This is a genomic window from Kitasatospora sp. NPDC048545, assembly GCF_040651155.1.
GTDB lineage: Bacteria > Actinomycetota > Actinomycetes > Streptomycetales > Streptomycetaceae > Kitasatospora.
In genome coordinates this window covers 1-25,040 of the sequence record NZ_JBEZIQ010000060.1, presented here as the reverse complement: position 1 = coordinate 25,040, position 25,040 = coordinate 1, and the positions used below count along the sequence as shown (strand labels likewise).

The 25,040-nt window shown below is 69.6% G+C and carries 21 protein-coding genes and 3 pseudogenes; 11 read left to right on the top strand and 13 right to left on the bottom strand.

From position 1 onward, the window contains the following. Positions 1-13: 13 nt before the first annotated feature. Positions 14-961 carry a hypothetical protein gene (locus tag AB0D10_RS37695; RefSeq protein WP_360264758.1) on the top strand — a complete coding sequence of 316 codons (948 nt, stop codon included), beginning with the start codon at positions 14-16 and terminating at the stop codon, positions 959-961. A gap of 258 nt (positions 962-1,219) precedes the next feature. Here AB0D10_RS37695 and AB0D10_RS37690 read toward each other — a convergent pair whose 3' ends face one another. From AB0D10_RS37690 to AB0D10_RS37640, 11 genes are all read right to left on the bottom strand, one after another. After that, complete coding sequence (locus AB0D10_RS37690; RefSeq protein WP_360264756.1) at positions 1,220-1,498, bottom strand: hypothetical protein; 279 nt, start codon at positions 1,496-1,498, stop codon at positions 1,220-1,222. A 258-nt stretch (positions 1,499-1,756) separates the two neighbouring features. Then, positions 1,757-2,353, bottom strand: a complete 597-nt coding sequence (locus AB0D10_RS37685; protein WP_360264797.1) for a GIY-YIG nuclease family protein — start codon at positions 2,351-2,353, stop codon at positions 1,757-1,759. A 135-nt stretch (positions 2,354-2,488) separates the two neighbouring features. Further along, positions 2,489-2,869 (bottom strand): hypothetical protein, encoded by a 381-nt coding sequence (locus AB0D10_RS37680; protein WP_360264753.1) that lies wholly within the window; start codon positions 2,867-2,869, stop codon positions 2,489-2,491. Further along, on the bottom strand, positions 2,863-3,462 hold the full coding sequence (locus AB0D10_RS37675; RefSeq protein WP_360264750.1) for a replication/maintenance protein RepL: 600 nt from the start codon (positions 3,460-3,462) through the stop codon (positions 2,863-2,865). Before AB0D10_RS37675 ends, AB0D10_RS37680 begins: the two co-directional genes overlap by 7 nt. 1,416 nt (positions 3,463-4,878) lie before the next feature. Then, complete coding sequence (locus AB0D10_RS37670; RefSeq protein WP_360264747.1) at positions 4,879-5,133, bottom strand: hypothetical protein; 255 nt, start codon at positions 5,131-5,133, stop codon at positions 4,879-4,881. Positions 5,134-5,268: 135 nt separating this feature from the next. Then, positions 5,269-5,562, bottom strand: a complete 294-nt coding sequence (locus AB0D10_RS37665; protein WP_360264745.1) for a hypothetical protein — start codon at positions 5,560-5,562, stop codon at positions 5,269-5,271. Continuing rightward, a complete protein-coding gene (locus tag AB0D10_RS37660) occupies positions 5,559-5,840 on the bottom strand; it encodes a hypothetical protein (protein ID WP_360264742.1) in 282 nt (93 codons plus the stop codon). The genes AB0D10_RS37665 and AB0D10_RS37660 overlap by 4 nt, the downstream gene beginning before the upstream one ends. Positions 5,841-6,253: 413 nt before the next feature. Further along, a complete protein-coding gene (locus AB0D10_RS37655; RefSeq protein WP_360264739.1) occupies positions 6,254-6,631 on the bottom strand; it encodes a hypothetical protein in 378 nt (125 codons plus the stop codon). 131 nt (positions 6,632-6,762) lie between these two features. Next, positions 6,763-7,776 (bottom strand): ParB/RepB/Spo0J family partition protein, encoded by a 1,014-nt coding sequence (locus AB0D10_RS37650; protein WP_360264736.1) that lies wholly within the window; start codon positions 7,774-7,776, stop codon positions 6,763-6,765. A 20-nt stretch (positions 7,777-7,796) separates the two neighbouring features. Beyond that, the gene (locus AB0D10_RS37645) at positions 7,797-8,951 is read right to left on the bottom strand and encodes a ParA family protein (RefSeq protein WP_360264733.1); all 1,155 of its coding nucleotides are present in this window, start codon (positions 8,949-8,951) and stop codon (positions 7,797-7,799) included. Beyond that, positions 8,912-10,480, bottom strand: coding sequence for an ASCH domain-containing protein (locus tag AB0D10_RS37640; RefSeq protein WP_360264730.1), 1,569 nt, complete (start codon positions 10,478-10,480; stop codon positions 8,912-8,914). The genes AB0D10_RS37645 and AB0D10_RS37640 overlap by 40 nt, the downstream gene beginning before the upstream one ends. A 1,215-nt stretch (positions 10,481-11,695) precedes the next feature. Between AB0D10_RS37640 and AB0D10_RS37635 the strand changes: the two genes are divergently transcribed. Both AB0D10_RS37635 and AB0D10_RS37630 read left to right on the top strand, forming a co-directional pair. Continuing rightward, the gene (locus AB0D10_RS37635; protein ID WP_360264727.1) at positions 11,696-12,169 is read left to right on the top strand and encodes a hypothetical protein; all 474 of its coding nucleotides are present in this window, start codon (positions 11,696-11,698) and stop codon (positions 12,167-12,169) included. Beyond that, positions 12,166-14,712, top strand: coding sequence for an integrase (locus tag AB0D10_RS37630; RefSeq protein ID WP_360264724.1), 2,547 nt, complete (start codon positions 12,166-12,168; stop codon positions 14,710-14,712). The genes AB0D10_RS37635 and AB0D10_RS37630 overlap by 4 nt, the downstream gene beginning before the upstream one ends. Here AB0D10_RS37630 and murJ read toward each other — a convergent pair. Continuing rightward, positions 14,651-16,204 carry a murein biosynthesis integral membrane protein MurJ gene (gene murJ / locus AB0D10_RS37625; RefSeq protein WP_360264795.1) on the bottom strand — a complete coding sequence of 518 codons (1,554 nt, stop codon included), beginning with the start codon at positions 16,202-16,204 and terminating at the stop codon, positions 14,651-14,653. The two genes, AB0D10_RS37630 and murJ, sit on opposite strands and share 62 nt — an antisense overlap. 246 nt (positions 16,205-16,450) lie before the next feature. On the opposite strand from murJ, the pseudogene AB0D10_RS37620 reads away from it, so the two are divergent. From AB0D10_RS37620 to AB0D10_RS37590, 7 genes and pseudogenes are all read left to right on the top strand, one after another. After that, a pseudogene (locus AB0D10_RS37620) lies at positions 16,451-17,068 on the top strand (DDE-type integrase/transposase/recombinase); the annotation flags it as partial. A gap of 1,352 nt (positions 17,069-18,420) precedes the next feature. Continuing rightward, a complete protein-coding gene (locus AB0D10_RS37615) occupies positions 18,421-18,909 on the top strand; it encodes a helix-turn-helix domain-containing protein (RefSeq protein ID WP_360264721.1) in 489 nt (162 codons plus the stop codon). Between the two features lie 2 nt (positions 18,910-18,911). Next, entirely contained in the window at positions 18,912-19,253 is a 342-nt protein-coding gene (locus AB0D10_RS37610; RefSeq protein WP_360264718.1) for a replication initiation protein, RepL2, read from the top strand. Positions 19,254-19,400: 147 nt separating this feature from the next. Continuing rightward, on the top strand, positions 19,401-19,613 hold the full coding sequence (locus AB0D10_RS37605; protein WP_360264715.1) for a hypothetical protein: 213 nt from the start codon (positions 19,401-19,403) through the stop codon (positions 19,611-19,613). Positions 19,614-19,825: 212 nt separating this feature from the next. Beyond that, a complete protein-coding gene (locus tag AB0D10_RS37600) occupies positions 19,826-20,536 on the top strand; it encodes a hypothetical protein (RefSeq protein WP_360264712.1) in 711 nt (236 codons plus the stop codon). A 477-nt stretch (positions 20,537-21,013) separates the two neighbouring features. After that, on the top strand, positions 21,014-21,202 hold the full coding sequence (locus AB0D10_RS37595) for a hypothetical protein (RefSeq protein WP_360264709.1): 189 nt from the start codon (positions 21,014-21,016) through the stop codon (positions 21,200-21,202). A gap of 670 nt (positions 21,203-21,872) precedes the next feature. Further along, the gene (locus AB0D10_RS37590; protein ID WP_360264706.1) at positions 21,873-22,664 is read left to right on the top strand and encodes a maleylpyruvate isomerase family mycothiol-dependent enzyme; all 792 of its coding nucleotides are present in this window, start codon (positions 21,873-21,875) and stop codon (positions 22,662-22,664) included. Positions 22,665-22,722: 58 nt separating this feature from the next. Here the strand turns inward: AB0D10_RS37590 and AB0D10_RS37585 are convergent. Then, a pseudogene (locus tag AB0D10_RS37585) lies at positions 22,723-23,106 on the bottom strand (IS110 family transposase); the annotation flags it as partial. Between the two features lie 108 nt (positions 23,107-23,214). Here AB0D10_RS37585 and AB0D10_RS37580 point away from each other — a divergent pair. Then, positions 23,215-24,358, top strand: a pseudogene (locus AB0D10_RS37580) (IS701 family transposase). The last annotated feature ends 682 nt before the right edge of the window (positions 24,359-25,040 follow it).

Sequence of the window (25,040 nt, the reverse complement as noted above, 5' to 3'; positions counted from 1 at the left end):
CGAGGACTGCTCCGTGAGCATCGGACCGAGCACCAGCGCGCTGCTCAAGACCACCAGCCACGCCCGCAGGCAGGACGTCACAGCCTCCTATGCGGCCCTGACCCGGGCCTGCGCGGCCACCGGCGACGACGCCCGGCATGCCGAGTTGGTCAGCGACCACCCCCTCGACGTCTGGTCGCTGCCCGCGTCGCGTGCGATTGCCCTGGTGCACCTGGGTCTGGAGGAGGCACGGGCGCTGGTGCGGAGCGCGGAGCTGCTGGAACAGCACCGCGTGGCCGTCGTCGCCCCGTACTACAGCGCCGTGCGCGCGGCTGCCGGCCGAGCCGTCACTTTCTGGCACGACCCCGGGAAACGGCGTCGGGACGAGTCGCTGAGCGCGTGGGTGACCGCCGCTGTGCACCGGATCGGTCCCGAGGCCGCGCTGTGGCTGGAGGACCACGACCCGTTCGCCGGTCTGTTGGACGGCCTGGACGAGACCCCGCTGAGCGAGTCCGCCCGCTGGTTTTTGTGCGAGTGCACCGCCTGGTTACGCGCGGAGTGGGCAGACATCGACTGGCCGACTCCGCCCACCGTCATCCTCGGGGCCCGACAACTGGCTCGCTGCCACGACGGCGGGATGCACCCGCGGCTCGTGCTGCGCCGACCGCTGTGGCGCGGCCACCGGGAGTGGGACCTGGTCGCCGCGCGCTGGAGCAACGAGCTGCTGCGCGGCCGCCCCGACGACCTGCAGGCCTACCACGACACCTACACAGAGCACAGCCGGGCCGACGTCGCAGCACCCTACGGCCACATCGGCGCGTGGTCGGGCTACCAGGTCGTCCGAGACGTCGTCGTGCTCACCGCGGTGATGGACACCGTGCGCCGCGCCCACCTTGATTCCCGGACCCGTGAGTTGGCGGTCCACCAAGTGGCGTGCCTACGTGGCGCTCAGTCGGCCCCGTGGGACTGGGGGAAGCGGTGACGATGGCGCCCAGACCTTGGGTGCCGCCAATGCGATGTGGAGCGGAGTGATCGTCTGTCGTGACCCAGGGCCCCTGAACGAGACAGCTACCATGACTTCGGCCATCGGCCATCGGCCAGACGAGGGGCGGGGTCTGGTTTGCGCCTGCGGCAGCCGATGTCCCCCCGTTACCTTCTTCGTGGCCCTGAAACGGGGCTCCTGGCCTCCGGGTCCGGCATGACTGTTGCCACCTGTCGATCGCATGACAATCCCGTTGCTTTACCCGGGCAACAGATTCCGGGCCAACTGCTGGTTGTGCCAGCCTTCCAGCATCGCCTCGAACACCTGCTGCCGGCGGTCCGGATCGGAGAAGGTCAGGCCGCCGGACGAGAGGCGGCGGCGGGCCGGAGCGGGCACGGAGGCGGTCCCGCCGGGCGGCTGGCGGAAGTCGGCGCCCTGCTCGACCGGCAGCTGACGCACACCCGGATGAGCGGGCACGGGCGCGCTGGCGGTGTCGGAGGAGAAGGCCGGCATCGCGAGAGGACGGCGGTCAGTCATGATCACCATCCCTCGCAGCCCGAACGAAGCCGGGTAGGCCAGACCGCTATCACCGGTGGTAGCGGTCTGGCTCCGGCCACCCGGGCCAAGAGCCCGCATCGCCGTCGTCGCCAACGACGGCCTCGTCGAGCGAACCGCCCTGTCCACTGGGCCGCAGGCGACCAGCCCCGTCAGAACGTCTCCACACCCACCGTCACCTGATCCGAGCACACCGTAAGCGAGCGGTGATCCGCGCGGGCCCGGTCAGGGTTCCGAGACCTACCGCTGCCGTACGGACAACAACCGAGCCTTGTCGTCCACGGTGATGGGCGGCGCATTCACTCGGCGACACGCTGCCGCCTGAGTCACGACGCTGCCTTCCCAGAACCGGCGGGGGTTGAGCTGGTAGGCGCCGCTTCGCGGGCCCGTCTTCAGCAGGATCCTGAGCCTGACCAGGCGAGCGAGGGCCATCTTGACGGTCGTCGTGCTCGCGAGGATGTCGGGCGCCACGTCCTCGGGGGCAACCCGAATCGGAGACTGCGCTCCACCGTGTTCACGGATCCAGTCGATCACCGCCCACTCCGCACCGGTGAGAGCCAGCGTGTGCAACGGCGGCCCTGGGTTCCGGAACCGCTGCGCCCGATCCACATGCCCCGGTTCGGGTTCGTAGGACTCAACCGCTGCGGCGACCTCGGCAACCGGATCCTGGTCACCAAAGTCGAACCACTCCCCGTGAATTCTGTAGCTGTCGAACTCCTTGTGGAGATGGCGCTCCAACCGTGGCCCGCCAGGAAACGACGCCGCCAGCCGCAGCTTCACGGGTGACCCTGCCTGGAGAGCCGCCAACCGACTCACCGGATCGGTGCTGCGCCCGATCTTCGCTGTCCGGCTGTTCGCGGCGGTGATCAGCTAGACGAACTCCTCTGCTGGCTGCGCCATCGTCCCTACTTGTCCTACGGCTTTGGGTATCTGCCGTGCACGCTAGCGCCGGGGTCCGACAAACCCGTGGGGTCAGCCGACCGCGCGCAGCCGGGTGCGGCCGGCCTTGGGCGGGGCGGCCTGGTAGTCGGGAATCAGGATGGGCGGGACGCCTTCGCGGGCGGCGCGGGCCATGGCGGCCTGCATCTCGAGTTCGGAGCTGTAGCCGGCGATGGCGGGGTGGAGGCGGTAGCGATAGCCCTTGCGCAGGACAAGGCCGCGATCGACGAGGAGGGCCATCCCGCGGCTGACAACCGACGGGAGGATCTGCAGCTCTGCGGCGATGTCCTGCTGGGCGAGCGGAACGACCCCGCCGGGGTCCTGGTGCTCGACCATCACGGACAGGACGTTCGTCGCGGTGGGGGTGAGTTCGAGGCGCCGCAGGAGCCCGAACAGGTCGGTGACCATCAGCATGTCGACTCCTTGTCCCCGGTCGTGGCGGCTGCCAGCCCGATGATGTCAGGGAATCCGTTCTCGAGCGCGAGTTCGCGGAGTTCGGCGAGGAACGCCTGCTGCTCGTCCCCGTTGCCTTTGTACGCGATGAGGGGGTTGAGCTGCCACACCCCCCGGCCGACGCTGCGGATGTAGTTGCGGGCGGCGAGGTGCTTGAGGGCGGGGCTGACGCTGGAACGGCTGGTACCGATCTCGTCGGCGATCTCGCGCTGGATGGCGTGGCAGACGCCGCGCTCAGCCCGGCCGACGATGTTGGAGAGGACCGCGCACTGCAGTTTGGTCATCTCTCCTGACATGAGCGCCTGGGGGAGGACGTAGCGGGCGAAGTAGCGGCTGAGGAGGGCGTAGCCGTCAGAGCCGAGGACCTCGTGGGGTGCGCGTCGGTAGAACTTCGTGCGGGCTTCGTAGATGCCGTTAGGGAGGTGGCCGGCGTAGCCGCGGACGATTTCGGCGGCGAGGTCGCGCTGATGCTGGGGACCGGCGGGCTGGAGTCTCGGCTGGCGGGTGCGCTGGGGCGCTTGCCTGCGGGTGCTGTCGCGCTCTGCCTGTGCCAAGGCCGTGATCCTTTGCTCGTGTCGACAGTACGCTACACGTTCTTCGCAGCAGTGCGAAGAATGCTGCGCGCGAGTGCGAAACACGTGTCGCGGCGGCCGTTCGGCCTTGACCATGCCAGATCATCCGGCCAGGTTGGATGATCATGTGGGCACTGCGGGGATGTCGCGCCACGTCGGCCCAATGTTTCGCAACTCTGCGAAACATTGGGCCTGAATGTCGGCGCCCAGTGACCCTGGGGAGCCTCAAGTGTCGGCCCAGCCATACCTTTGATTTTCCAAGTTTGCAGGTCAAAGCCCCAACTACCCGACGGCCCTCTTATATATAAAGGCCTCCCCGGCTCCTTCCGAGCGTTGCCTCTGGAGGGCTGGTAACCCCCGTACCGCTGCCGCATCCCGGGCTGGACACACCAGCCCCGGGCGCAGGTCAACGTCACCTAGGGTCACTGCGTTAGTCACAGAAGTCTGGTTGCCGCCGGACCCGAACCTCGACGGCACTCTCCGTGGCTACAGGGTGTAATGGCTGGTGTTCGTGCACCTGCTGGCTCCGCAGGCCCGTTGGGCTGAAGGAGCGCCGGACTGCGGTTCCAGGTAGTGGGGGCTTCCTGTGTCGGCAGGTGGTGACATCAACAACCACACGGGAAGGACAGGCCAGGACACCCAGTCCAGGTCCGGCGGAAGGTGGCCTCGGCCTCCGGGGACACCAACACACTCTTCCGGGCGGCAACTGCCCAGGCCGGACCGTCCACGGTCCGGCCGGTGCGGTGACGGGCCGACGGCTGGGCCGGCCACGGCCCTGACGGCGGGACGGCGGCGCAGGGCAGGCGGCAGCAAGGGCGGGTCCAGCGCCGCCTGGGCGCTGGCCACGGGTGCGGGGGCGGAGCACGCCGCGCCCAGCCATCTATGGCGCAGCAGTCCGCGTAGGTCCGCAGTTGCCGCCCGGTCCCGGCTCCAGGCACAGGACCTGACGTGGGGTGTACGTGGAAGAGGAGCGGCACGCAGAAGCGGTCATCGAGATCGCGCCGGGCCGCGCGCACGCCTTCCTCACCGACACAGCCGTGTGGCGCCGGGCCGGGTACCGGATCGAGCTGCTGTGGTGCTGGACGTGCGCGCGGCCGACAGCCGCCAGGGCACCGCCCTGCGCTGCGCCAAGGTCAGCCGGGGCGGGTACCAATCCGGCCGGCTCACCACCGCCGCAGGGCATGACCGGTGCCTGGCCACCGTGCTGAAGTGCGTCCAGGCCGTCGAGGAGCAGCACCTGGTCGACCATGTCAACGTGGTGCGGCGCGACGGCACCGCCGTCTTCGCCAACACCCTCGGCCCCAACGGCCGGTGGGCCGGACCGGCCGGTGCCGAGCCCGTCGTCCGGACGGGGCAGCTGCGGCCCTACACCGACCAGGAGGCCCACCGGTTCCTCGCCTACCAGCGCAAGCTGCGTACGGCGATGCCACAGTACCGGCGGGAGGTCGACGTGATCACCCGGCTGGCCTGGCCGCTGCTGCAGCCCGCGCCCCAGCCGGGCTGGATCGCCATCGCCCTGTCCACCACGCCGTCCTCGACGACGGCGATGCTCTCGACACCGCAATCCGTGACCTTGACCAGCTCACCCGTGACTGCGACTACGTCTACTACACCGAGATCGCCCAGTAGATGGCCGGCCGCGACCTGCAGCACCCCTCCCCCGCGCGCTGGTTCAACGGCCACGACCAGGTCCGCGCCTGCTGGCGCACCCTCGTTACCATCCGGCAGACCCACCTCGCACGGCCATAAACGAAGAGACCCGCCCCCCCTGGCGGGCGGGCCAGCCGCTCAGCCCGCCCGCAGGATCCGCGAGACGTAGATCTCGGGCGAGTCCAAGGCCTCGTTCACCGCGTACTCCACCAGCCCAAGATCCCGGCGCAGCGGTGCCGAGTGCATCCCGGGTCGGCCCGGCACTGGCATGCTCAGGTGCGGGAAGGGGTTCTCGCGCAGGTCGACGAGGAAGGCGACGAGGGCGGAGAACACGTCGGCTGGCGTGCCCGGGTCGCCGAGGAATTCTTCGACGGCCGGGGAGAGGGTGAGCGGGTCGTGCTCGTCGTCCGGGACGTCGCCGTGGTCGCTCACAGGGCCCCGAGCCGGCGCAAGACCGCGGACGCGGAGGTACCGGGGGCGGTGCCGGCCTGGACGGCGGCGTGGATCCGGTCGCCTTCCGGGTCGCGGTACAGCTCCGCCCGCAGCCACCACCGCTTCAGCACGCCGCCGATCGTTTCGACGTCGGCCTCGCCCATCTCCCGGTAGAACTCCATCCGCTGTGCCGGCGGCAGAGCGGCGGCGACGGCGTCCTGGGTACGCGGGATGGGCTGTTGGCCGTCGTGGTGGCCGTGCAGGGGCGCTGCGCTCACCGTGTCCTCCGGGCGTCTCGTAGGGGCGGCACCGGTACCAGTGTCCCCCGTCGAAGGTTCCTGGCGGTACCCGGGTCCTTCGATCACCTGGTGAGCTGCTGGCCGATCTCCTCAGAGATGGAGCGCGGCATGCTGGTGCGCGTGCTGGCAGCACCGCAAGCCACCTACCAGAGCTGGTAGGAGGTGCTTCCCACACACCCGGGCCTCCAGGCCCGACCGTTCCTGGGATCCATGGGCAAATGACCGCTCCCGTATGTCGGCTGCTCGGTGCCGCCCCGCTGTACGGGTACTACGGCCACGGCCTGGTAGGCCGGCTTTCGGATGGGAAGGACCGGCCAGGGGTACTGCCCGCCGATACGGTGCGGGTCGGGCGTCCCGAGCGTCCAGCCGCTGACGGCGGTGATCGGGCCGCGCTACAGCGGCAGCACGTGGACGGCGCGTCCGGTGCGGTAGGTGACGTCCCGCAGGTGCAGGAAGCGCCGGTCCACCTCGCGGCGGCGCCGGCCGTCCTCGGCGGTCTCGTCCAGGTGCCCGATCGCTTCCTTCACCATCCGGCGCAGGTCCCAGTCGTGATCCCGGAGCTGGTCCAGGTGTAGGTGCTCCCACGTCTCGGTCGACACCAGGGTCCCCGTGACGAGAGCGACGTCCATGACCAGGGTGATCGTGACGTCCTTGGCGTCGATCTCGGGGCTCTCCGCGCCCAGGCGCAGCAGTGCCAGATGCGGATCGGCGTGTTCGTCCTGCTGGAGCAGTACCCGCAGCCCGGCCTGGACCGCCTTCTTCCACGACACCGCGCTGCTCCCCTCGGCCTGGGTGGGTTCGGGTTGAACTATGCCCTGCCGGGGTAGCGGCAGTCTTTGGCGAAAACGTGTGCGACGCCCGGCGGGGGCCGGGCGTCGCACACGGGTGTCGGGTGGGTGCGTCAGTGCTCACCGTGCTTGGGCTCGGCCTCGCGCTTCAGGATCTCCAGCAGCTCGGCTGCCACCTGGACGGCTTGGCGGTGGTCCATCGCGTCGACGAGGAGCTGTGCGGTTGCCCGGGGATTGGACGGGACCAGCCGGACTGTGACTGCGGAGGAGTCGGCGGTGTGGGCTTCCCGCTGGTCCGGCAGCGTCGGGGTGGAAACGGCGTTTCCACCCTCTTCCGTTGCCGGTGACGCAGGGTCGGCGGCTCGGGGGGTGGAAACGGCGTTTCCACGTGTGGCACTGCGCGACCGCTTGGGGGCCGCCCGTTCCTCGATCGCCTTTTCGACTGCAGCTTGCTGCTGGTCCTGGGGGAGCCTGCCTGCCGAGCGGGCGATCTCGACCGGCAGCTGCTTGGCCTCGACGGCTTCCTTGAGTTCTGCGGTCAGGTTGAGGAGGGAAAGCCGTTGGGAAACCCAGACGTGGCTCTTGCCGAGGCGCTTGGCGACCTCGCGCATGGAACCATGGACGGCGACGAGCCGCTCCAGCGCCTTGGCCTGGTCGAGCGGCTCGATCTCGACGTGTTGGACTGCGGCGACGAGCGCGGACTCCAGCATGTCGTCCGCGGTGTGCGCCAGGTTGTCGTCGACGTGGACGGGGAGCTCGTCCAGCCCGGCGAGTCGGGCGCCGGCAAGGCGGCGGTTGCCGTCGAGGACGACGTAGTCGGCGGCGCCGATCTTTTCTTCGTGCCCGGGATGCGCGGCCGCGAACGCGCCGCGGGTCACCACTGTCAGCACCTGGACGATGCCTCGGGTTTCGAGGCTGTCGGCCATCTCCTTGATCTCGGTGAGGGTCTCGCGCGGGTTGAACGGGTTGTGCGCGAGCCGGTCGAGGCTGACCACGTTTCGCGGGGTGGTGGCGGTGGCTGCCGATTCCGGGGCGGCGGGCTTGCCGTCGAGCGCGGCGAGCGCCCGGCCGCGGGCGCTGATGGGCTGCGGTGCGACGGCGTCGAAAGTGGTGGAGCCGCTGAGCATGGCGGCCTTGCTACGACTGCTCACGAGGCGAGCTCCCTGATGATCTGGCGCATGGTGTGGGCCTGCTCGCTGTCGGGGGCGTAGGCGAGCAGGGGCTGGGTGACGCGGACCGCCTCGCGCTGTTCGCGGAGGTCCTTGTTGACGGCCAGGACCCGCGGGGTTCCGAGGCTCCGCCACTTTTCGAGCGAGGAGGTGGCGATGAAGCCGCGGCGGGAGTCGTACTTGCTGACGACGAGCCCGAGCTGCTCGAGGTGCAGGTCGTAGTCGGCCATGAGGGCGTTGATCTGCTTGACGAGCATCCCGTAGGCCTTTGCGGAGCTGTCCTCCGCCTCCACGGGGATCACGACGCCTGAGCGGCCTTCCTGCTCCCCGTCACGCTGCCGGCCGTAGAAGAGGGCCGCGTCCATGGCGAGGCCGAGGCTCGGCGGGGAGTCGATGACGATGACGTCGTAGTCCGCTTCCGCGGCGCTGAGGGCGCGCTCCAGCACGGCGTGCCGGGGTCCGCGGAACATGGCGAGGCCCGCGTCGAGGAGGAAGGCGTCGAAGGCGGCCGGAAGGACGTGGAGCCTGCCTCCGAACCGCTCGCCGGGGATGACGGCCGCCAGGTCCTGAATGGTCTTGCGGGCCTTCTCGCGCTCCAGCATGTGGGTGACGAGACTCTCTTCGCCTGCGTCGATGGCGGGGATGTTCAGCTGGTGGCTGAGGTGTCCCTGCGGGTCGTAGTCGATGAGGAGTACCCGCTGCCCGTCCTCCGCGTAGGCCTGCGCGACGCCCGCGGAGAGAGCGGTCTTGCCGACGCCGCCCTTCTGGTTGGCCATGACGATCCGTCGGACCGGCTGCTGCACGGGCTGCACCTCGCCGGTCGCGTGCTGGTCGAGCCACAGCCGGACCGCCTGGGCGAGCCCTTGGATGTAGGACACCCCACGGGGGGCGCAGTCCTCCTTGAACGCGTCGTAGAGGCCTACGGGGAGCCAGGTGCCGAATGAATCGGCCCCGGATGTGTCGATCAGCGGCAGGGGGGTGGTGTGAGCCCGCCAGGCGATCACGCCGTCGGTGACGGCGTCCTGGAGGTCGATGCCCAGCTGGGCCGCGCGCACCTTGATGCTTTGGCGGAGGGACGCGGGCAGCTTGGACGTCAGCTTTTCCCGGTCGACTCCCGAATTGGGGGATGCCATGGCGTCAGCATACTGACGCGATGGAGCTGGTCACGACCTGAGGCAGCGTGTCGGTAGGTCAGGACCCCGCTTGGGGTACGGGGGGTGGAAACGCCGTTTCCACCTCTCACGGCCTCGCTGACCGTTTGAAGGCGAACGGACTTCCCTGCCGTAGGACCTTCCAGCAATGAGCCAGCGCGGAACGCGGCAGGCTCGGTCAGGCGGCGGTGAGGAGGGCAGCTGCGGCCAGAGCCACCAAGGCGGCGATCGTGAGGTCCGCCGCCCAGCGGAGCAGGAGCATCTTGCGGTGACAAAAAGGCAGACAGGACCTGCAGTCGGTCCAGCCGACGGTCGGGGATGAGTTCGGCACGCAGTTGGCTGGGGGTGCGGGTGGCCCAGTGGGCGTAGGAGCTGCGGTCGTCCGGGGTGATGCGGGGGCGGACGACGAGCACGGCGAGGACGGTAGCGGCGAGCAGGACGGCCGCCACGGGGGCGATGACGGGCAGGCTGCCTCCCTTCGCCTGGGCGAGGATGGCGACGGCGGCCGCGAGGACCCCGTCGAGGCCGAGGAGTAAGCCGGCCTTCTGGTCGGTCCTGGCTACCTCCCCGATCACGTGGGCCAGCGCCTCGGCGGTGTTCTCTTCGGTGCGGTCGGCTGCCGGAGCGGGGGCGGGGTTCTGGGTGGTGGTCACAGGTCGGGTTCTCCTCAGGGGTGGGTGGCCGGTCCCGGCCGGGCTGGGCGCGCGACCGGGACGGTCGGGACAGTGGTGGGCGAGGGCGGTTGCGGCGGCCTGGTGGCGGTGGAGCAGTGCATGCTGGCCGGGGTCGAGGCGCCAGAGGCCGAGGCGGCCAGCGGCGGGGATGGGGTCGGCGAGGGCTTGGACGTCGGTGAGGGTCCAGTGCCATTGGCCGGGCAGGCCCCAGGGGCGGCAGCAGCCGGTGTCGCGGTGGCAGTCGGTGATGCGGGCGGTGGCGACGAGGGCCCCGGTGGTCAGGGCCGGGGCGCCGGGGCGGGCGAGGGCGGCGCGGACGAGCGGGTCGGCCTGGCCGTCGCGGGCCAGAGCGCGGGCGGCGTGCAGGACGACCGGGCCGCGGTGTCGTGTCGGCCAGCTGCGGTTCTCCACGCGCTTGTCTCCGGCGAGGATCGCGGCCAGCCAGGGCTGGCGGATCGTCAGCGCGGGGACGTCGACGGCGGGCTGCGCCACCGGTCCGGGCAGCTCGCCGATGCGGCGCAGCGCCTCGGGAAGGGCGGTGTCCCAGTCGCCCTCGAAGCACAGGCCGCGGTCGTCGATGTAGATCGCCCCGCCGAGTTTCTTGTTCGTCACCAGCACGGTGTCGCCGAGCCGGTAGGCGCGGTCCGGGTCCTCGTCAACGATGGCGTCGAAGCCGTGGGTCCTCAGCCAGGCAGCGATCTGCGGGTGGTAGCGGCGGTGGCGGGCCGTGACAACGAAAACCGACCTGATGGCCTGGAGGGTGTGCAGGGCTTCGAGGGCGCCGGGGATCGGGTCGCTGTAGATGCGCCCGTCCTGCCACCCTCGGTCGTGGCGCACGAGTTCCCTATTGGATGTGCCTGTTGAAGGCGATCCGAAGGGGTACTCGTTGGCAAGCTGGAAGGTGTTCTGGGTACCGGAGGGCTGCGCGCCGGCCAGCGTCCGGCCGGGCTTGTTGCCCGGCGGGGAGGGCCTCGCGGAACGCGAGGCGTCGAGCGGTGTCCGTCCCGGAGACCCGATCTTCCTGTCGCCGGACTGCCAGGTCGACCCCGTGCTGAGCCGCTTCGCGCAGTCGAGGGTGTTCCGCTTCTACGAGGTGGAGACGAAGAGGAACTACACAACCGACATCGCATTGCTGTTGACCTTTCTGTGGGGGCGGGGCAAGTCGTGGCTCCAGGCGACGGGCCAGGACCTGAACGACTACGAGTTCTGGCGTCAGGACGCGCCGGAGAACCCCGGGCAGATCGGTGGGTCCAAGTGCAACCGTGAGCTGGCGGCGTTCACGGCGCTCTATCGCTGGGCAAAGCGGGCCGGGTGGATCGCCTCCAACCCGGTGGAGATGCGGGAGGTCGTGGGCCGGGACGGGACGGTGGCCGAGCTCCCGAAGGCCCGGGCGAAGGACGCCCGGTCGTCGAATGTGCGGTGGTTGACTCCCCGGACGTGGCGGCTGTGGACGGATGTCGGGCTTCGTGGGCTCGACCGGGATGGTCGGCAGCGGTTCGGCTGGGCGGGCCGGTTGGAGGACCGGAACGTGGCGTTCGTCCGGACGGTGACGTCGTCGGGGCTGCGGCGGCAGGAGGCCGGGTCGCTGTTGACCTTCGAAGTCCCGGACGTGCCACCCGCCGGGATCCGGTACGCCCATGGCCGGGTGGCCGCCAGGGTGACGCGCTCGAAGACCTCGCGCACCTTCTACGTCTCGGCCGGAGCGGTCGGCGACGTGGAGAGCTACGTGGAGTCCTCGCGCGCCTGGTCGATCGTCGGTGCTCAGCGGGCCGGCCGGTATGACCGCCTTCCGGGGATGCGGCTGGTCACCAAGGTGGTACCCGGGCTGAAGCCGAGGGTGCGGTGGGTGGAGCGGGACGGGACCTGCGGCGAGCGGGAACTCGGCAAGTTCACCTGGCAGGAGCGGATGCTGCTGTTCACCGAAGGGGCCGACGGTCGGGAGCCGCTGTGGCTGTGGCTGACCGAGGAGGGCCTGCCGCTGCGGCCGCACTCCTGGAACGGGGTGTTCGCCGCGGCCAACGGCGAGCCCAGGACACCCACGACCGTGCTTACGTGTTGCCCGACAAGCAGGTGCAGAACGCCGCCGTGCCCGTCATCGCGGCCGGCGCCCACGACGCTCTCGCCCGGGCCCGCCAAAGCGTGGAGCTGGCAGCCGAGCTGCGCGAGTCCCACGACCCGGCCGACCGGCACACCGTGCTCGCGGGCTGCCACGAGCCGGAGCGTGGCCCCGCCCCGACTGCGGACGGCGGCTGCAGCGCCTCGTTCCTCCTCTGCCCGGGCTGCCGCAACGCGCGCATCCATCCCGGCCACCATCCGCGGCTGGCCCACCTGCACCAGGCGCTCGACAACGCCTGCCCCGTGCTGCCGGCCGCGGTCTGGGCCGAAGGGTGGGGTGACGCCCACGCCCGTCTCGAAGACCTCCCCCGCCAGGTCGGCGGCTCGGCCTGGCGCCACGCTCTGGCCGGCGTCACCGAAGCCGACCGGACCCTCATCGGCCATCTGCTCTCCGGAGACCTCGACCCGTGACCACTGCCACCGCACCCGACCGCTTCCGCCTCCCCGTGCCCGGCCCGGGGACACCGGTCGTGCCGGCCCACCTGGCCGCGCCCGTTCACGCACACTTCAACTCGGGCTTCTCGGACCCGGTGTGGTCACTCGCACCGCTCGTCGCCAACCCGGGCGAGAGCCTGCGCTCGATCCCCTGGCGGCAGTTCCCGGCCACGCTGCGCGAGGAGATTCGCCTCGTGGCGTGGACACTGATCAACGGCGAGCTCCGGCCGACCTTCGTGAAGCAACGCGGCGTCAAGATGCGCACCCGTCTGTCGCCCGCACTCGTCCGCGAGACCATCGACCACTGGAAGTACTTCGCCCTCTGGCTCGCCAACCGGGAAGTCCGCTCGCTGGCCGCGTGCGACCAGCAGGTGCTTCACGACTACGGGCTCCAGATCCGCGACACCAGCTCCTCGCGCAAGACTGCGGTCCGTCCCTTCACCGCGCTGATCCGCTTGTGGGCGTTCGACGGCCTCAGCGGGTGCCCGGCCGGGATCGCCCGACCCCCGTGGGACGAGTTCGGCGTCGATGACTATCTGCCTGCCGCCACCACGTTGGGTGGGGAGAACGCGCGCGAGCCGCTGGCCGAGGAGACCATGGGCCCGCTGCTCGTCTGGGCCGTCCGCGTGGTCGAGGACCTCTCCGACGACATCCTGGCGGCCTGGCGGGAGAGCGGGCGCCTGCGAGGGATCGCCCGGGCCAACAGGTCCACCCCGCAGGGCAAGGCCGCGTTGCACGCCTTCTTCGAGCCCCTGCTGACCGACGCGCTGCCTCTGCCCTCCAACGAGGAGAACGGGGCGATCCGGCTGGCGCGCGACTACCTGCTCGCCCACACCGGCGCCTCCGTCAAGCAGCTCGACGCGATGAACAAGACCCACGACCTCACCGGCGCCGCATCCCGCCGCCCAGGCCCGTTCCCGCTGCAGGCGCCCGTCACCGGCCTCGTCGCCGGGCGGCCCTGGCGCGAGCACCTGGACTACACCGAGACCATCACGCTGATGAGGCATCTGGGAACCGCGGCGTTCATCGTCTGCGCCTACCTGACCGGCATGCGCCCCCAGGAAGTCCTCGCGCTGCGCTCCGGGTGCTGCCCCGATCCGGACGAGCGCCCCGACGGCGCCCCCGCACGGCACCTGATTCGCGTGGCGGACCCGGCGGACACCTCCGACGTCGGCCCCGGCGGCTCCGAGACGGCCGGGTCTGACGCTCACCTCATCACCAGCACGCACTTCAAGTCCGTCGTCGACGAGGACGGCAACCATGTGGCCGCCGGCCTGGAGCGCACCGTGCCCTGGGTCGCGATCCCGCCCGTCGTCCGCGCCATCCGTGTGCTGGAGCAGATCACACCCGCCGCAGCGCTCCTCTTCGACCGCAACGTCCACGACTTCGCGTGCAAACGCTCCGGAACCGGTGCCCTCAAACAGCACAGCATGCGCGTGCGCGTCGAAGACTTCATCACCTGGTGCAACACCGAAGCCGCCCGGCACAGCCTTCCGCAACAGACCATCCCGCCCGACCCGGCTGGCAAAGTCGGGCTCGCCCGCTTCCGCCGCACCCTCGCCTGGCACATCGCCCGCCGCCCCGGCGGCCTGGTCGCCCTGGCCATCCAGTACGGGCACCTGCGCACCGCACTCGACACCGAGACCTCCGGCCGGTACGGCAACCGCGCCCGGGGCGGAATCCACGGCGTCATCGACATCGAGACCGCCCTCAGCGTCGCCGAGACAGCCGCCGACCTTTGCGAGTACTTCGCCGCCGGCGGAGGCGTGTCCGGTCCTGCCGCCCGCCGGGCCCTCCTACAGGCCGCCAACACCCCCCGCTTCGAAGGCCGCCGGATCACCCCTCGCTTCGCCCGTACCTTCCTCGGACGCGGCGGAACCGTCCTCTACGACAACCGCACGCCCTGCTCCTGTGCCTCTACCGGAGCGACACGGCCTTGTGCGCCCGAGAAGGCGTCCGGGACGTCCCGTCCCTCAACCGGTGCGTACCCGGCTGCGGGAACACCGTGCGCACCGACCACCACGCCGACCAACTGCGCGCCCGCGCCGACCAGCTCCACCAGCAGGCCCACCACACACCCGAGCCCATCGCCGATCGCCTGCGGTCCAACGCCGCCCGGCTACAGTCCTGGGCCGACGAACACGACCGCACCCGCGTCACCGAGCCGAGAACCACACTGCAATGACCCCGCCCCCGACGAGCGCGACCGCATCCGCGCCGCCATGCAACGTATCCTGACCGGCATCCCACGGAACTCGAACGGCGCGCTGACGATCGTGGTCCTCGCCCAGGAAGCCGGGGTCCCCCGCAACGCGCTGACCCAACGCCACCCCGACCTGCGCAACGAATTCTACGAGCACGTCCAGCAGCGCGGTGCAGTCCCCGATACCGAATCCCAATGTCGTCTCGTTCAAGCGGAGACCACCTCAATAGCGGTCATCCACGCCTTCCCCCGAGTCAGCCCAGCCGCGGCAAGCTACGCAGTTCACCAACTCGCAGAAGCCGTGCGAGGAGAATGAACAGCAACGCCATCGCAATGCCGCCTGCGGCCAGCGAGGCAACCGACGTCAGGTTGTGACTGCACAAGCGGGCGATCAGCCAGCCGGTGGCCCCGGCGCAGGTGGAGGATGCGGTCAACTTGGCGTAGGTACGACAAATCCGTCGGCCATCGAGCAGGCCTTCGGTGCGCTTCCTCAGCCGCAGAGCCGTCAGAAGAAGGCCGACCGCGTAGGACAGAGCGTAGGCGGCGGCCATCCCGGTGACCGCCCACCGAGGGGGCAGCAGAAGGTGGCAGACCACAGCCAGAACGATGTTCATGCCGCTGATCCACAGCGCCATGCGGAACGGCGTGCAGGTGTCCTCGAAAGCGTAGAAGCCGCGCAGCAGAAGGTACTGGGCGGAGAACGGGACCAATCCAAGGCCGAAGGCCTGAAGCATGTGGCCCAGGGGAACGGTTGCCGCAGCGTCGGCGGCACCATGGGCGAACAGCAGCTGGGCGATCTGCGGGCCGAAGGCGACGAAGAAGAACGCTGCCGGGACGATGACGACGCCGCTGACCCGAAGCGCGCGAGACAGGTCGGCGCGTAGGTCGTCGAGACGGCGCTCGGCCGCTGCCCGGCTCATGCGTGGGAGGAGAGCAGTGACGAGGGACACGGTGACGATCGACTGGGGCAGCATCCAGATCTGCTGGGCGTAGCTGTAGGCGGTGTAGCCGACGCCGTCGTTGGGCAGGGCGGCGTCGGCGGCGGAGGCCAGGCGGGTGACCACGGTGCTCGCCACGAGGTTGGCCAGGACGAACAGCAGGGTCCAGCGGGCCGCGTTCATGCTCTTGCGCAGGCCAGCGCCCCGCCAGTGGAAGCTCGGTCGCAGCCGGAATCCGGATGCGTGAGCGTACGGAATCAACGCGATCGCTTGGAGGGCCAGGGCCAGGGTGGTTCCGATTCCGAGCAGCCTGACCTGGGCACTGGTGATGTCCGAGACGTTCTCCGGAGTGGTCATCATGCCGAGATAGAGGCCGAACATCGTGATCAGGACTACGTTGTTCAGGACCGGCGTCCACATCATTGCCCCGAACCGGTTCCGGGCGTTGAGGACCTGTCCGAAGATGCTGAACACGCCGTAGAAGAAGATCTGAGGAAGCAGGAAGCGGGCGAAGACCACGGTCAGCTCGAACGCGTCGTGTGTGGTCGGCGTGTCCTGCTGGTAGATGCTGATGATCTCAGGAGCAGCCCAGGTCGCCAGCACGGCGCCGAGTCCGAGTACGCACAGCACGAGGGTCACCAGACGCTGCTCGAAGGCCATCCCGCCGTCGGAGTCCTCTGTCCGGGCCCGGACCAGTTGCGGGACAAGAACGGAGTTCAGCGCGCCGCCGATTAACAGGAAGTACAAGCTGGTGGGCACCGTGTTGGCCTGGTTGTAGGTGGTGGCCAGCAGCCCGGTGCCCAATGCCGCAGCTTGCAGCACTTGCCGGATCAGTCCGGTGACGCGCGAGACCACCGTCCCGGCGGCCATCAGCACGGACGACCGCAACACCTCGTCGGCCTCAACTCGCTTGGGCGCAGCATGTTTTCTGCGTTTCGTGCTTGATCGTTCCATCTGCTCGGACGACGCCTGTTCGATCATGAACACAATCTACGGCTCGGACCTCGTCGGCAAGTAAGAACCTGGAACTTACGGGACCGGCCGCAGACTTGCACCAAAGCGGTGGCATGGTTCAGGTGGTGGTCTCGGTCAACACGCGGACTTGACAGGGAAACCTGGGACATCACCAAAGCGGCCGGCCCCACGAAGGGCATCTGGTACCACGCCCACGTCATCACCGACATCTTCAGCCGCTACATCGTCGGCCACACCGTCGAACTGGCCGAATCGGCAGAACGGGCCGAGGAGCTGATCCGCGAGACCATCGCGCGCAACGGCATCGTCCCCGAGACCGTGCACGCCGACCGAGGCACCTCGATGACCTCCAAGAAGGTCTCCCGACTGTTGATCGATCTCGGCGTCACCAGAAGTCACTCGCGCCCGGAAGGTCTCCAACGACAACCCCTACAGCGAGGCCCAGTTCAAGACCACCAAGTACATGTCCGACCATCCCAGCGGTTCGACTCCCTGGCCCACGCCCGTGAATGGTTCGACGCCTTCATCTCGTACTACAACCACGAGCACAGGCACTCGGGCATCGGACTCCACACGCCCGCCAGCGTCCACTTCGGCACCGCCGAGGAGATCCGCGACCAGCGGGCCGTCACCCTCGCCGAGGCCTACGCACGGCACCCCGAACGCTTCGGCCGCCGCCCCGGACCACCCGAGATCCCGAAGACAGCGTGGATCAACGACCCCGCCAAGCACAGGGAACCCACACCACAAACCTCATAGCGTCACGACCGTCTCACTGGACTTGAAATCTTCCGGAACGGCGCCTACGCCGACCGGATCGTCCAGGCTGGCGAGAGCACCGCACTCACCGATCCCTTCCCGCTTGACCTCAACCCCGCAGTGCTGCGTCGGTAGTCCAGGGTGACCGCAGGCGTGCATGTGACGTGATCCTGGGATCACGTCACATGCATGTGAAGTCGGGCCGTCCCGTCCCAGTGAGGGATGGACTCATGGTCCATTTTGGGGGACACCACAATCACCAAAATGAACCATGAGTCCATCCCGGATTCCGCCCCTCCCTCTCCCCGCCCGGCCGGTGGCAGCACGTGCCCTGCCGGGAAGCCAGGACCGGGCGGCAACCCGGTGATCCACGCGGACCTGACCATGCAAATAGCTGGGCGCGGCGCGCTCCGCTACCGCACCCTGGCCAGCGCCAAGGGCTGCGCTGGACCAGCCCCTGCCGCCTGCCCTGCGGCGACGGATCCGCCGTCAGGGCCGTGGCCGGCCCCGCCGTCGGCCCGTCGCCGAACCGGTCACGCCGAAGACGGCGTGACACTGGGCAGTTGGCCCTCGCCAGCTGGCTGATGCTCGTGCCTGGCCGGGGTACGTGCCGCACCAGCCTGCCCCGCTGCCACTGACTTGCCCATCACCGAGCGCTTTCCCAGGTCACCACCCACCTGCACGAGACCGCTGCACCACTGGCCGACCGGCACCCGACTGCCGCCCGGCCGCGGGGACCGGTGGATCGCCAGCGACCGGGTACTGCTGCGCCAACTCGGCACGGGTGCCCACCTGGTGATGGATGAGCGCGGAAAGGGCCGTCAAGGCCCGGTCGCGGCGGCAGCCGCGATTTCGTGATCGGCGCCGTACAGCCCGGCCGACCGGGTGGTGCTGTCGGCGACGGTGCCCAGGCCGGGTGGCGGTAGCGGCACGGGTCCGCCTCCTGCCGGAGGCGTCGTCGCCGACCACTGCGGAGGACGACACGCCGGACTTGGGGTAGCCATGCGGGTGAACGTCACGGACGGCCATCCGCAGGAGGTGCCCGTTCCGCATGTCAATGACCACACAAGAGGTGCGCGCCCACCCAAGTCACTGACCTGCGGAAACGTCGATTCTTCGGTGATCCTGGGATCACCTGAGGTGATCCAGCGATCCCCAAGTGGTGATCTCAGGATCACCGAAATGACCTTTGAGTGCATGTACTTAAAGGTCATATTGGTGGTGTCCCCAGCAACCTAAATGCACCATGAGTGCATGCACTGTTAGTATATTTACCGGTGGTGCTGCTGAGCTGTTCTGCACCGTCACGCCCGCAAGCACCCCGATTTGAGCTGGAGTGAGGAGCAGAGCCCATGGCGCGAGCAGCCGGGTCGCCCAAGCGCTACGACGCCGAGGGCAACGTCGTCCCGACGACGAACTTCGGGTACGCCGGTAGCTACAGCACCGTGGACAACTCCCGGATGAACGGGATCGCGGAGGCCGTCGAGACGATCACCGACCGCGAGGCCCGGGTGCTGATCTGGTGGCTGGCCAACACTCCGGGCCCGGACATGCACGTCGAGCTGACGATCACCGAGATCGCAGCTCGGCTCAAGATGGACCCGAAGGCCCTCAGCCGGAACGTCGCTAAGCTCAACAAGTTGCGCCTGCTGCTGCACGTGAAGACGATCGGCCGCAACCGCTTCTTCCGGGTCACCCCCTACCTGACCCACCAGGGCAGCGCGTTCGAGCAGCGCACGGCCATCAGGGACTGGAACCCGCCGGAGATCCCCGCGTACGTTCCGCCGCAGAAGGACAAGCCGAAGCGGACCCGCAAGGCCGCCGCTGGAGAGGAAGAGTGACCATGGCACAGATTAGGTCCGCCGAGGACGTGAAGGCCATGCTCAAGCGCACGGCTGACCTGCCGCCCAACCAGCGCGTCGTGGTCATCCTCTACGCCAGCTCCGAGCAGAACGAGCGCACCGGCGCTGTCATGGCGACCGGCCAAGACCTCGCGGCCGAGATCGACATGAACCCCAGCCTCTTCTCCCGTCTTCGCCTCGCGCTCACCCGCTCCGGCTGGCTGGAGAAGGTCAGTGACAGCAGCCCGTACTACCGCCTCACTGCGAAGGCCGGCGGGGGAGACAACGTCCTTCCCCTGCGCCGCACTGGCGGCGACGGCGAACATCAGGCCCGCCGCGCCTGAGTCGGTAGTACGGAATACGAAGGAGAGGGCCTGGGCACCTGCCCGGGCCCTTCCTCTTTGGCCCTGTGGGTGGGGCCAAGGCACTACCGCCGGTGATAGTGGGCGGTCGGCCTACCCCGACTCCTCCGGTCTGCGAGACTGGTGATCATGACTGACCGCCGCAGGCTCTCCCTGCGCTTCTCCGAGTCCGCCACCGACGCTCCCGTGCCCGCTCAGTCCGGCGGGCGCCGGCTGCTGCCGGTCGAGCAGGGCGCCGACTTCCGCCAGCCGCCCGGCGAGACCGTGGCCGTACCCGCCCCGGCCCGGCGCCGCCTCTCGCCCGGCGGGCTGACCTTTTCCGACCCGGACCGGCAGATCTGAGCGGCTCTGGCCGTCCCGCCGCAGGCCCCTGACCTGCGGCGGTTTTATAAATCGTCCCCCGGTTGAGGTCCTCCGGAACGGGCGTAGTGGTTCGCCTGCGCTCGGTGACCGCCGGGGGCTAGCGTGGGGCCGTTGGACGGGCAAAAGGTCGTGGTGGGAGGGGATCAGGGGTGGATTTCCCGAGCAGAGAGAGCTTGTCGGGTCTCAGCGCGGTGGAGTACGAGGTCATCGCCGTGTTCGACGACACGGTCGGGAGCCTGGTGCAACGTGCCGAGAACGCCCTCGTCGAACGGGTGGTGTGGGGCCGGCAGGGCGCCGATGCGGTTTTCGACTGCGCGCGGGGCCTGTCGGCCTGCGATCTGACGTGCGATTCCCTCGACCGGTTCCTGGCGGACACGGCAGCAGCGCTCAACGGCCTCAGCGCCGTTCCCGCGACCGCCGCCGGCGGAGTCTGTCGTCTGAGAGACCTGGGCTGGCTCACCCCGCAACAGGCGGGCTCCCTCCTCGCCGCCACGGATCCCGCGAGCCTGCTGGCCGAGAACCACGCACCCGCGGTCACGGCCACCGCCCTGGCTCAGTACGCCGACGAGGATCCGGGTCGTCTCGGCCACGACACCTCGGTCTGGTATCCAGTCGCAGAGCACTTCGCAGCTGCCCTGCCGACCGCCTGCCAGAGCTACAGGCTCGAAGAAGTCGCCGCGCTCCTCAAGGGCCTGGCGATCCTCGGTTGGGCCGATCACCGGATCACCCGTGACGGGATCGACTTCCTTCTCTGCCAGCAACACCCCACCGGTGCCTTCGGCTACCCGGCGCGCGACGACCACCGCGAGCGGGCGACAGCGCAACGCATCTGGACTCAGAGTTGCGTCGTCGCCTTGTCACGCCTGTACGCCTGCAAGGCGGGGGGAATAACGGAGGCGTAACGCGACAGCGGGGGGAACCGCAGGCTGACCCAGATCGCCACGGTCGTCGAACGCTCCACCCGCTTCACCGTGCTTGTCCAGCTCGACGGGCAGGTCGAGCGTCGTGGCGGACAGTCTCGCGGTGACGGTGGCCATGTCCCGCACCCCGAGCAAGACCACGCGAGATCGACTCCCGCTCAGGAAGCGTCAGTTGGCCCGACCTTCGTTGCCGGATCGGTGGAACGTAGCCGCCGTTGGACTGATGATCGTGAAGATCGAGCCAGGCGGCCTGCCCAGCGCCCGCGAGATCTCGCTGATCGACTCACCGGCCTTCCAACGGCCCCACAACTCACGCTTGTGTGTGTCCGACATGTCCGGACGACCCAACCTCGCCATGCGCGGCGTGCTCCGCCCCCGCACCCGTGGCCAGCGCCCGGCGGCGCTGGACCCGCCATCCTGCCGCCTGCCCTGGGCAGTTGGCCCCGGGAGAAGTGGCCGATGCCCGTGCTGGGCGGAGCCACCTGCCGATCCGGCTGCACCGAGTACCGCGTGCTGCGCGCCACCGCGCCGGTGCCGACGTCACCACCTGCCGACGAAAACCTTGTTGCCCACCTTCACGACCTGGGAGCTGACCGGTACCGCCTGGTGCCCGCACCCGCCGCCGAGCCGCAGCGCCAGCAGCGGTAGGGCACGGGCACCAGCCGCCTGAACTCGTAGGCATGGAAAGGGCCGTCAGTAGTGGGGATTCCCGCGGTCTGGATGAGAGCCCTGTATGCGCCCGTCGGTCCGGGGGTGGCTGGCGGTTGGCTGGTGTGCGGGTTTAGTGGGTGTGGTGGCGGTCCAGGTGGTGAGGAGGTCACCGGCCAGGGGTGTGAGGCGGGGTAGGTCGAGCGCGCGGGCGGTGTGGTCGAGGAAGGTGTGGACGGTCCACCGTAGGCGTGAAAGGCCGCCCCGGTGAGGCGGTGGCGGTGCAGGTGGCGTACACCTCGCCGAGGTGGGCGACGGCGGGGGCGTCGGCGGCCTGGATGCTCCGGTCGACGAGGGCGAAGAACGCCTCCTCGCCCTTGGCCTGCACGCCGTGCCCGGCCAGGCAGCCTCGAGCTGCCGGTAGGCCGCGTCGACCTCCTGGTGGTGCCGGAGGGAGGCCGCCGCGGTGAACCACTGGACCTGCAGCGGGCCGTACAGGTCCTTCAGCTCCCGCATGGCCTTCGCGCCGTCCTCGAAGCACTGCTGCTGCTCGGGCCCGGGGGTGGAGCGGCCCGCGGCCGCGCCGCCGGCGGCGGTTCGGACGGCGGCGGCAGGCGGCGGCTGGGAAAATTCGCTTTCGGCCGCCGGAGGGCGGTGATAGACAGCCGTAGTGCAGAAGAATCTTGAACTCCCTGACCTGCTGCGACTGATCGACGAGCGGGCGACGGCCTTCCGGGCCGCGATCGCCGCCGCGCCCAGCCTGGACGTGCAGGTGCCGACCTGTCCCGAGTGGACGCTGTTCGACCTGGCGCGGCACCTGGGCTCGGGCCGCCCGTTCTGGGCCGCCGTCGTCGAGGCCGGTCCGGCCGACGCCCCGCCGGCCGAGGCTGTGGCGGCGCGCGCCGAGGCGCAGGCGCCCCGGGAGCGCGAGGCGTTGGTGGCCTGGCTGGCCGCATCGACGCAGGAGCTGCTGGACACCCTGCGGGAGGTCGGCCCGGACGCCGAGTGCTGGACGTGGTGGGGCGCCTCGCAGTCGCCGCGGACCAGCGGTGCCGTCGCCCGGCACCAGCTTCAGGAGATCGCGATGCACACCTATGACGCCCAGCTCACCGTGGGCGCCGCGCAGCCGCTGCCGGCGGAGGTGGCGCTGGACGGCGTCGAGGACTTCCTGTTCACCTGCTGCGCGTGGTCGGGCGTCTGGCCGCACGAGCCGGCCGTCGTCGACTACCACGCCACCGAGGGCCGCTCCTGGCGCTTCACGGTCGAGGCGGATGGCGCCCGCGCCGTCCGCCTCCCGGCTGCCGGCGAGGGCGAGGCCCAGGCCCCGGCCGACGCCTCCGCCCGGGGCACGGCCGGTGAGCTGGTCCTGTGGTTCTACGGACGCACCCCGCTGGACTCGGTGAAGATCGACGGCGACCGGGTCATCTTCGAGCGGCTCTTCGCCTGGGACCCGAACGCGTAAGGCGTGGTCGACGACGCGGTCACCCGTTCGCTGAGACAGTCTCAAACCGTAGGGAGAAGAGCTGGCCGAGCATGCGGTTGAACAGGTTGCGTTGGGAGGCGGCGTGCCAGTCACCGTGGACGTCGCGACGGCGTCGGTAGTGGGCCTTGGCGCCGGAGGAGGCGGGGATGGCGGAGAACGCCCAGAGGTAGCCGACGTGGTTGAGCCGGTCGTTCTTGACCCACCTCCGGGTGATGCTCGACTTCTTGCCGGAGGCCCGGGTGACGGGTGAGGCGCCAGCGTAGGCCTTGAGCCCTCGGGCGTCGGCGAACCGCTGCCGGTCGTCGCCGAGCTCGGCGAGCACCCGGGCGCCGAGCTGAACACCCAGGCCAGGGAAGCTGAGGATGATCTCGGCGTCCGGGTGCTGGGGAAACGATTCCTCAACCGCTTGGGCGAGGTCGTCGAAGGCAGAGGGGCGGTCGCCTCATGTCCGGGGCGGTGTCGGTGCCGGGTTCTAGTACTGCAACGGTGCTTACCGTGACGGTTGTCGGGTTCGCTCGTTGGGCTGTTCATGGGTGGGGACATATCCGAGGTCGATGCTCGTCGCTGGTCGGGTTGCACGAGTGGTTTGGGCACCGGTTCGCGCGGAGCGAGTCGCGGGAGTCGGCGTTGGCCTACATGCGGGGCCTGCTGGCGCCGCTGGAGCGCAAGAACGGGTGGACGGTGGCCGAGGAGGCCGGTCACAGCGGTCCGGACCGGATCCAGCGGCTGCTGAACCGGATCGACTGGGACGCGGACGAGGTGCTCGACGACGTGCGCGCCTACGTCGTCGAGCACCTGTCGGATCCCGGTGGCGTGCTGATCGTGGACGACACCGGCTTCCTGAAGAAGGGCGTGCGGTCGGCCGGTGTCCAGCGGCAATACTCGGGCACCGCGGGCCGTACCGAGAATTGCCAGGTCGGGGTCTTCCTCGCCTACTCGAGCGGGCTGGGCCGGACGTTGATCGACCGGGCGCTCTACCTGCCGAGGTCCTGGACGGACGACCGCGAACGCTGTCGGGCGGCGGGGATCGGTGACAAGGTCGAGTTCGCCACCAAGGTCGAGCTCGCGAGGGCAATGGTCCGCCGTGCGATCGACGACCGGATCCCGTTCCGGTGGGTGACCGCGGATGCCGGCTACGGCTACAGCAAGGGCTGGCGCTACGAGTCAGAGCAGGCCGACGTCTTCCACGTCGTCGCCACCACCCGCCACGACACCGTGGTCACCTGGCGGGCCATGGACCATCGGCTGCACGACCTGGTCGCAGACCTGCCCCGGCAGAAGTGGAAGCGTCGGTCCTGCGGCGACGGCGCCCACGGCCTGCGGATCTACGACCGGGCCCGCATCGAGGTCCGGCCCTGGCACCGCCCCGACCGCAGGCACTGGGTCCTGGCCCGCCGCAGCATCACCGACCCCGCAAAGATCGCCTACTACATCGCCTACGCACCTGCCGATGCCACACTCAATGACCTGATCGCCGTCGCAGGCGCCCGCTGGGCGATCGAGGAGTGCTCCAGAGCGCGAAGGGTCAGTGCGGCCTGGACGACTACCAGGTCCGCCGCCACCAGGGCTGGTACCGGCACATCACTCTCGCCATGGCCGCCCACGCCTACCTCACTGTCATGCGGGCCCAGCAGCTCGAAAGGGGGCCGGACCTACTCGAACGCCAGACCTGATACCCCTCACCGTCCCCGAGATCCGCCGGCTGATCACGTATCTCACCCAGCCTGTCCGCCGCAGCATCGACCACGTCCTGCACTGGTCCCGATGGCGCCGCCGACGCCAACATCAGGCCCGGACCAGCCACTACAAGAGACGAGGCCACAGCCCAAGAGCTGAAGCCTCGTCATGGTAAGCACCGTTGCAGTACTAGGGCTGGGGCTCGGGCTTTGCGAGGGCCCGATCGGCGGCGAGGAGGGCGGTGGTGGCGGCTCCGACGAGCAGGACTTTGCCGCTGAGGGGATGCCGCCGCCGATCAGGAGAAAGATTACACCGGTAATGACCCCGGCTGCCACGGTGTGCCCGAAGCCCTGCGACTGCGACATCCTGCGGTTCCGTTCTGTGCCGTGGAGGCCAGCGGCCATGCGACGGCCGATGACTTCGGTGGCCGCCTGACCAGAGTGCGGGTTCGGACCGGCGCTCGCAGCTCGGCCAGCAGGTGATCCTCTTGATGTGAACGGCCTATTGGTGGTGCGGGCGGTTTCTTCGCGAGCCCGGGGGTTGCCCGGGCCGGCACATCGTCAGTCCTCGCCTTGCCTTTCCTTTACTGACTTCGGCTTGTCAGGGTGACGTTGGGGTGTCGAGGGTCAGGCCGGTGCCGGCTATGAAGCCGTCGAGGGTTTCGGGGCGGTACTGCAG

Excerpts from the sequence above, each read along its gene's own strand:
- AB0D10_RS37595 (WP_360264709.1), top strand. The coding sequence starts at position 21,014 with ATGCCCGTGCTGGGCGGAGCCACCTGCCGATCCGGCTGCACCGAGTAC.
- murJ (WP_360264795.1), bottom strand. The coding sequence starts at position 16,204 with ATGGCCGCCGGGACGGTGGTCTCGCGCGTCACCGGACTGATCCGGCAA.
- AB0D10_RS37680 (WP_360264753.1), bottom strand. The coding sequence starts at position 2,869 with ATGCTGATGGTCACCGACCTGTTCGGGCTCCTGCGGCGCCTCGAACTC.
- AB0D10_RS37690 (WP_360264756.1), bottom strand. The coding sequence starts at position 1,498 with ATGACTGACCGCCGTCCTCTCGCGATGCCGGCCTTCTCCTCCGACACC.
- AB0D10_RS37615 (WP_360264721.1), top strand. The coding sequence starts at position 18,421 with ATGGCGCGAGCAGCCGGGTCGCCCAAGCGCTACGACGCCGAGGGCAAC.
- AB0D10_RS37605 (WP_360264715.1), top strand. The coding sequence starts at position 19,401 with ATGACTGACCGCCGCAGGCTCTCCCTGCGCTTCTCCGAGTCCGCCACC.
- AB0D10_RS37645 (WP_360264733.1), bottom strand. The coding sequence starts at position 8,951 with ATGGCATCCCCCAATTCGGGAGTCGACCGGGAAAAGCTGACGTCCAAG.
- AB0D10_RS37610 (WP_360264718.1), top strand. The coding sequence starts at position 18,912 with ATGGCACAGATTAGGTCCGCCGAGGACGTGAAGGCCATGCTCAAGCGC.
- AB0D10_RS37650 (WP_360264736.1), bottom strand. The coding sequence starts at position 7,776 with ATGCTCAGCGGCTCCACCACTTTCGACGCCGTCGCACCGCAGCCCATC.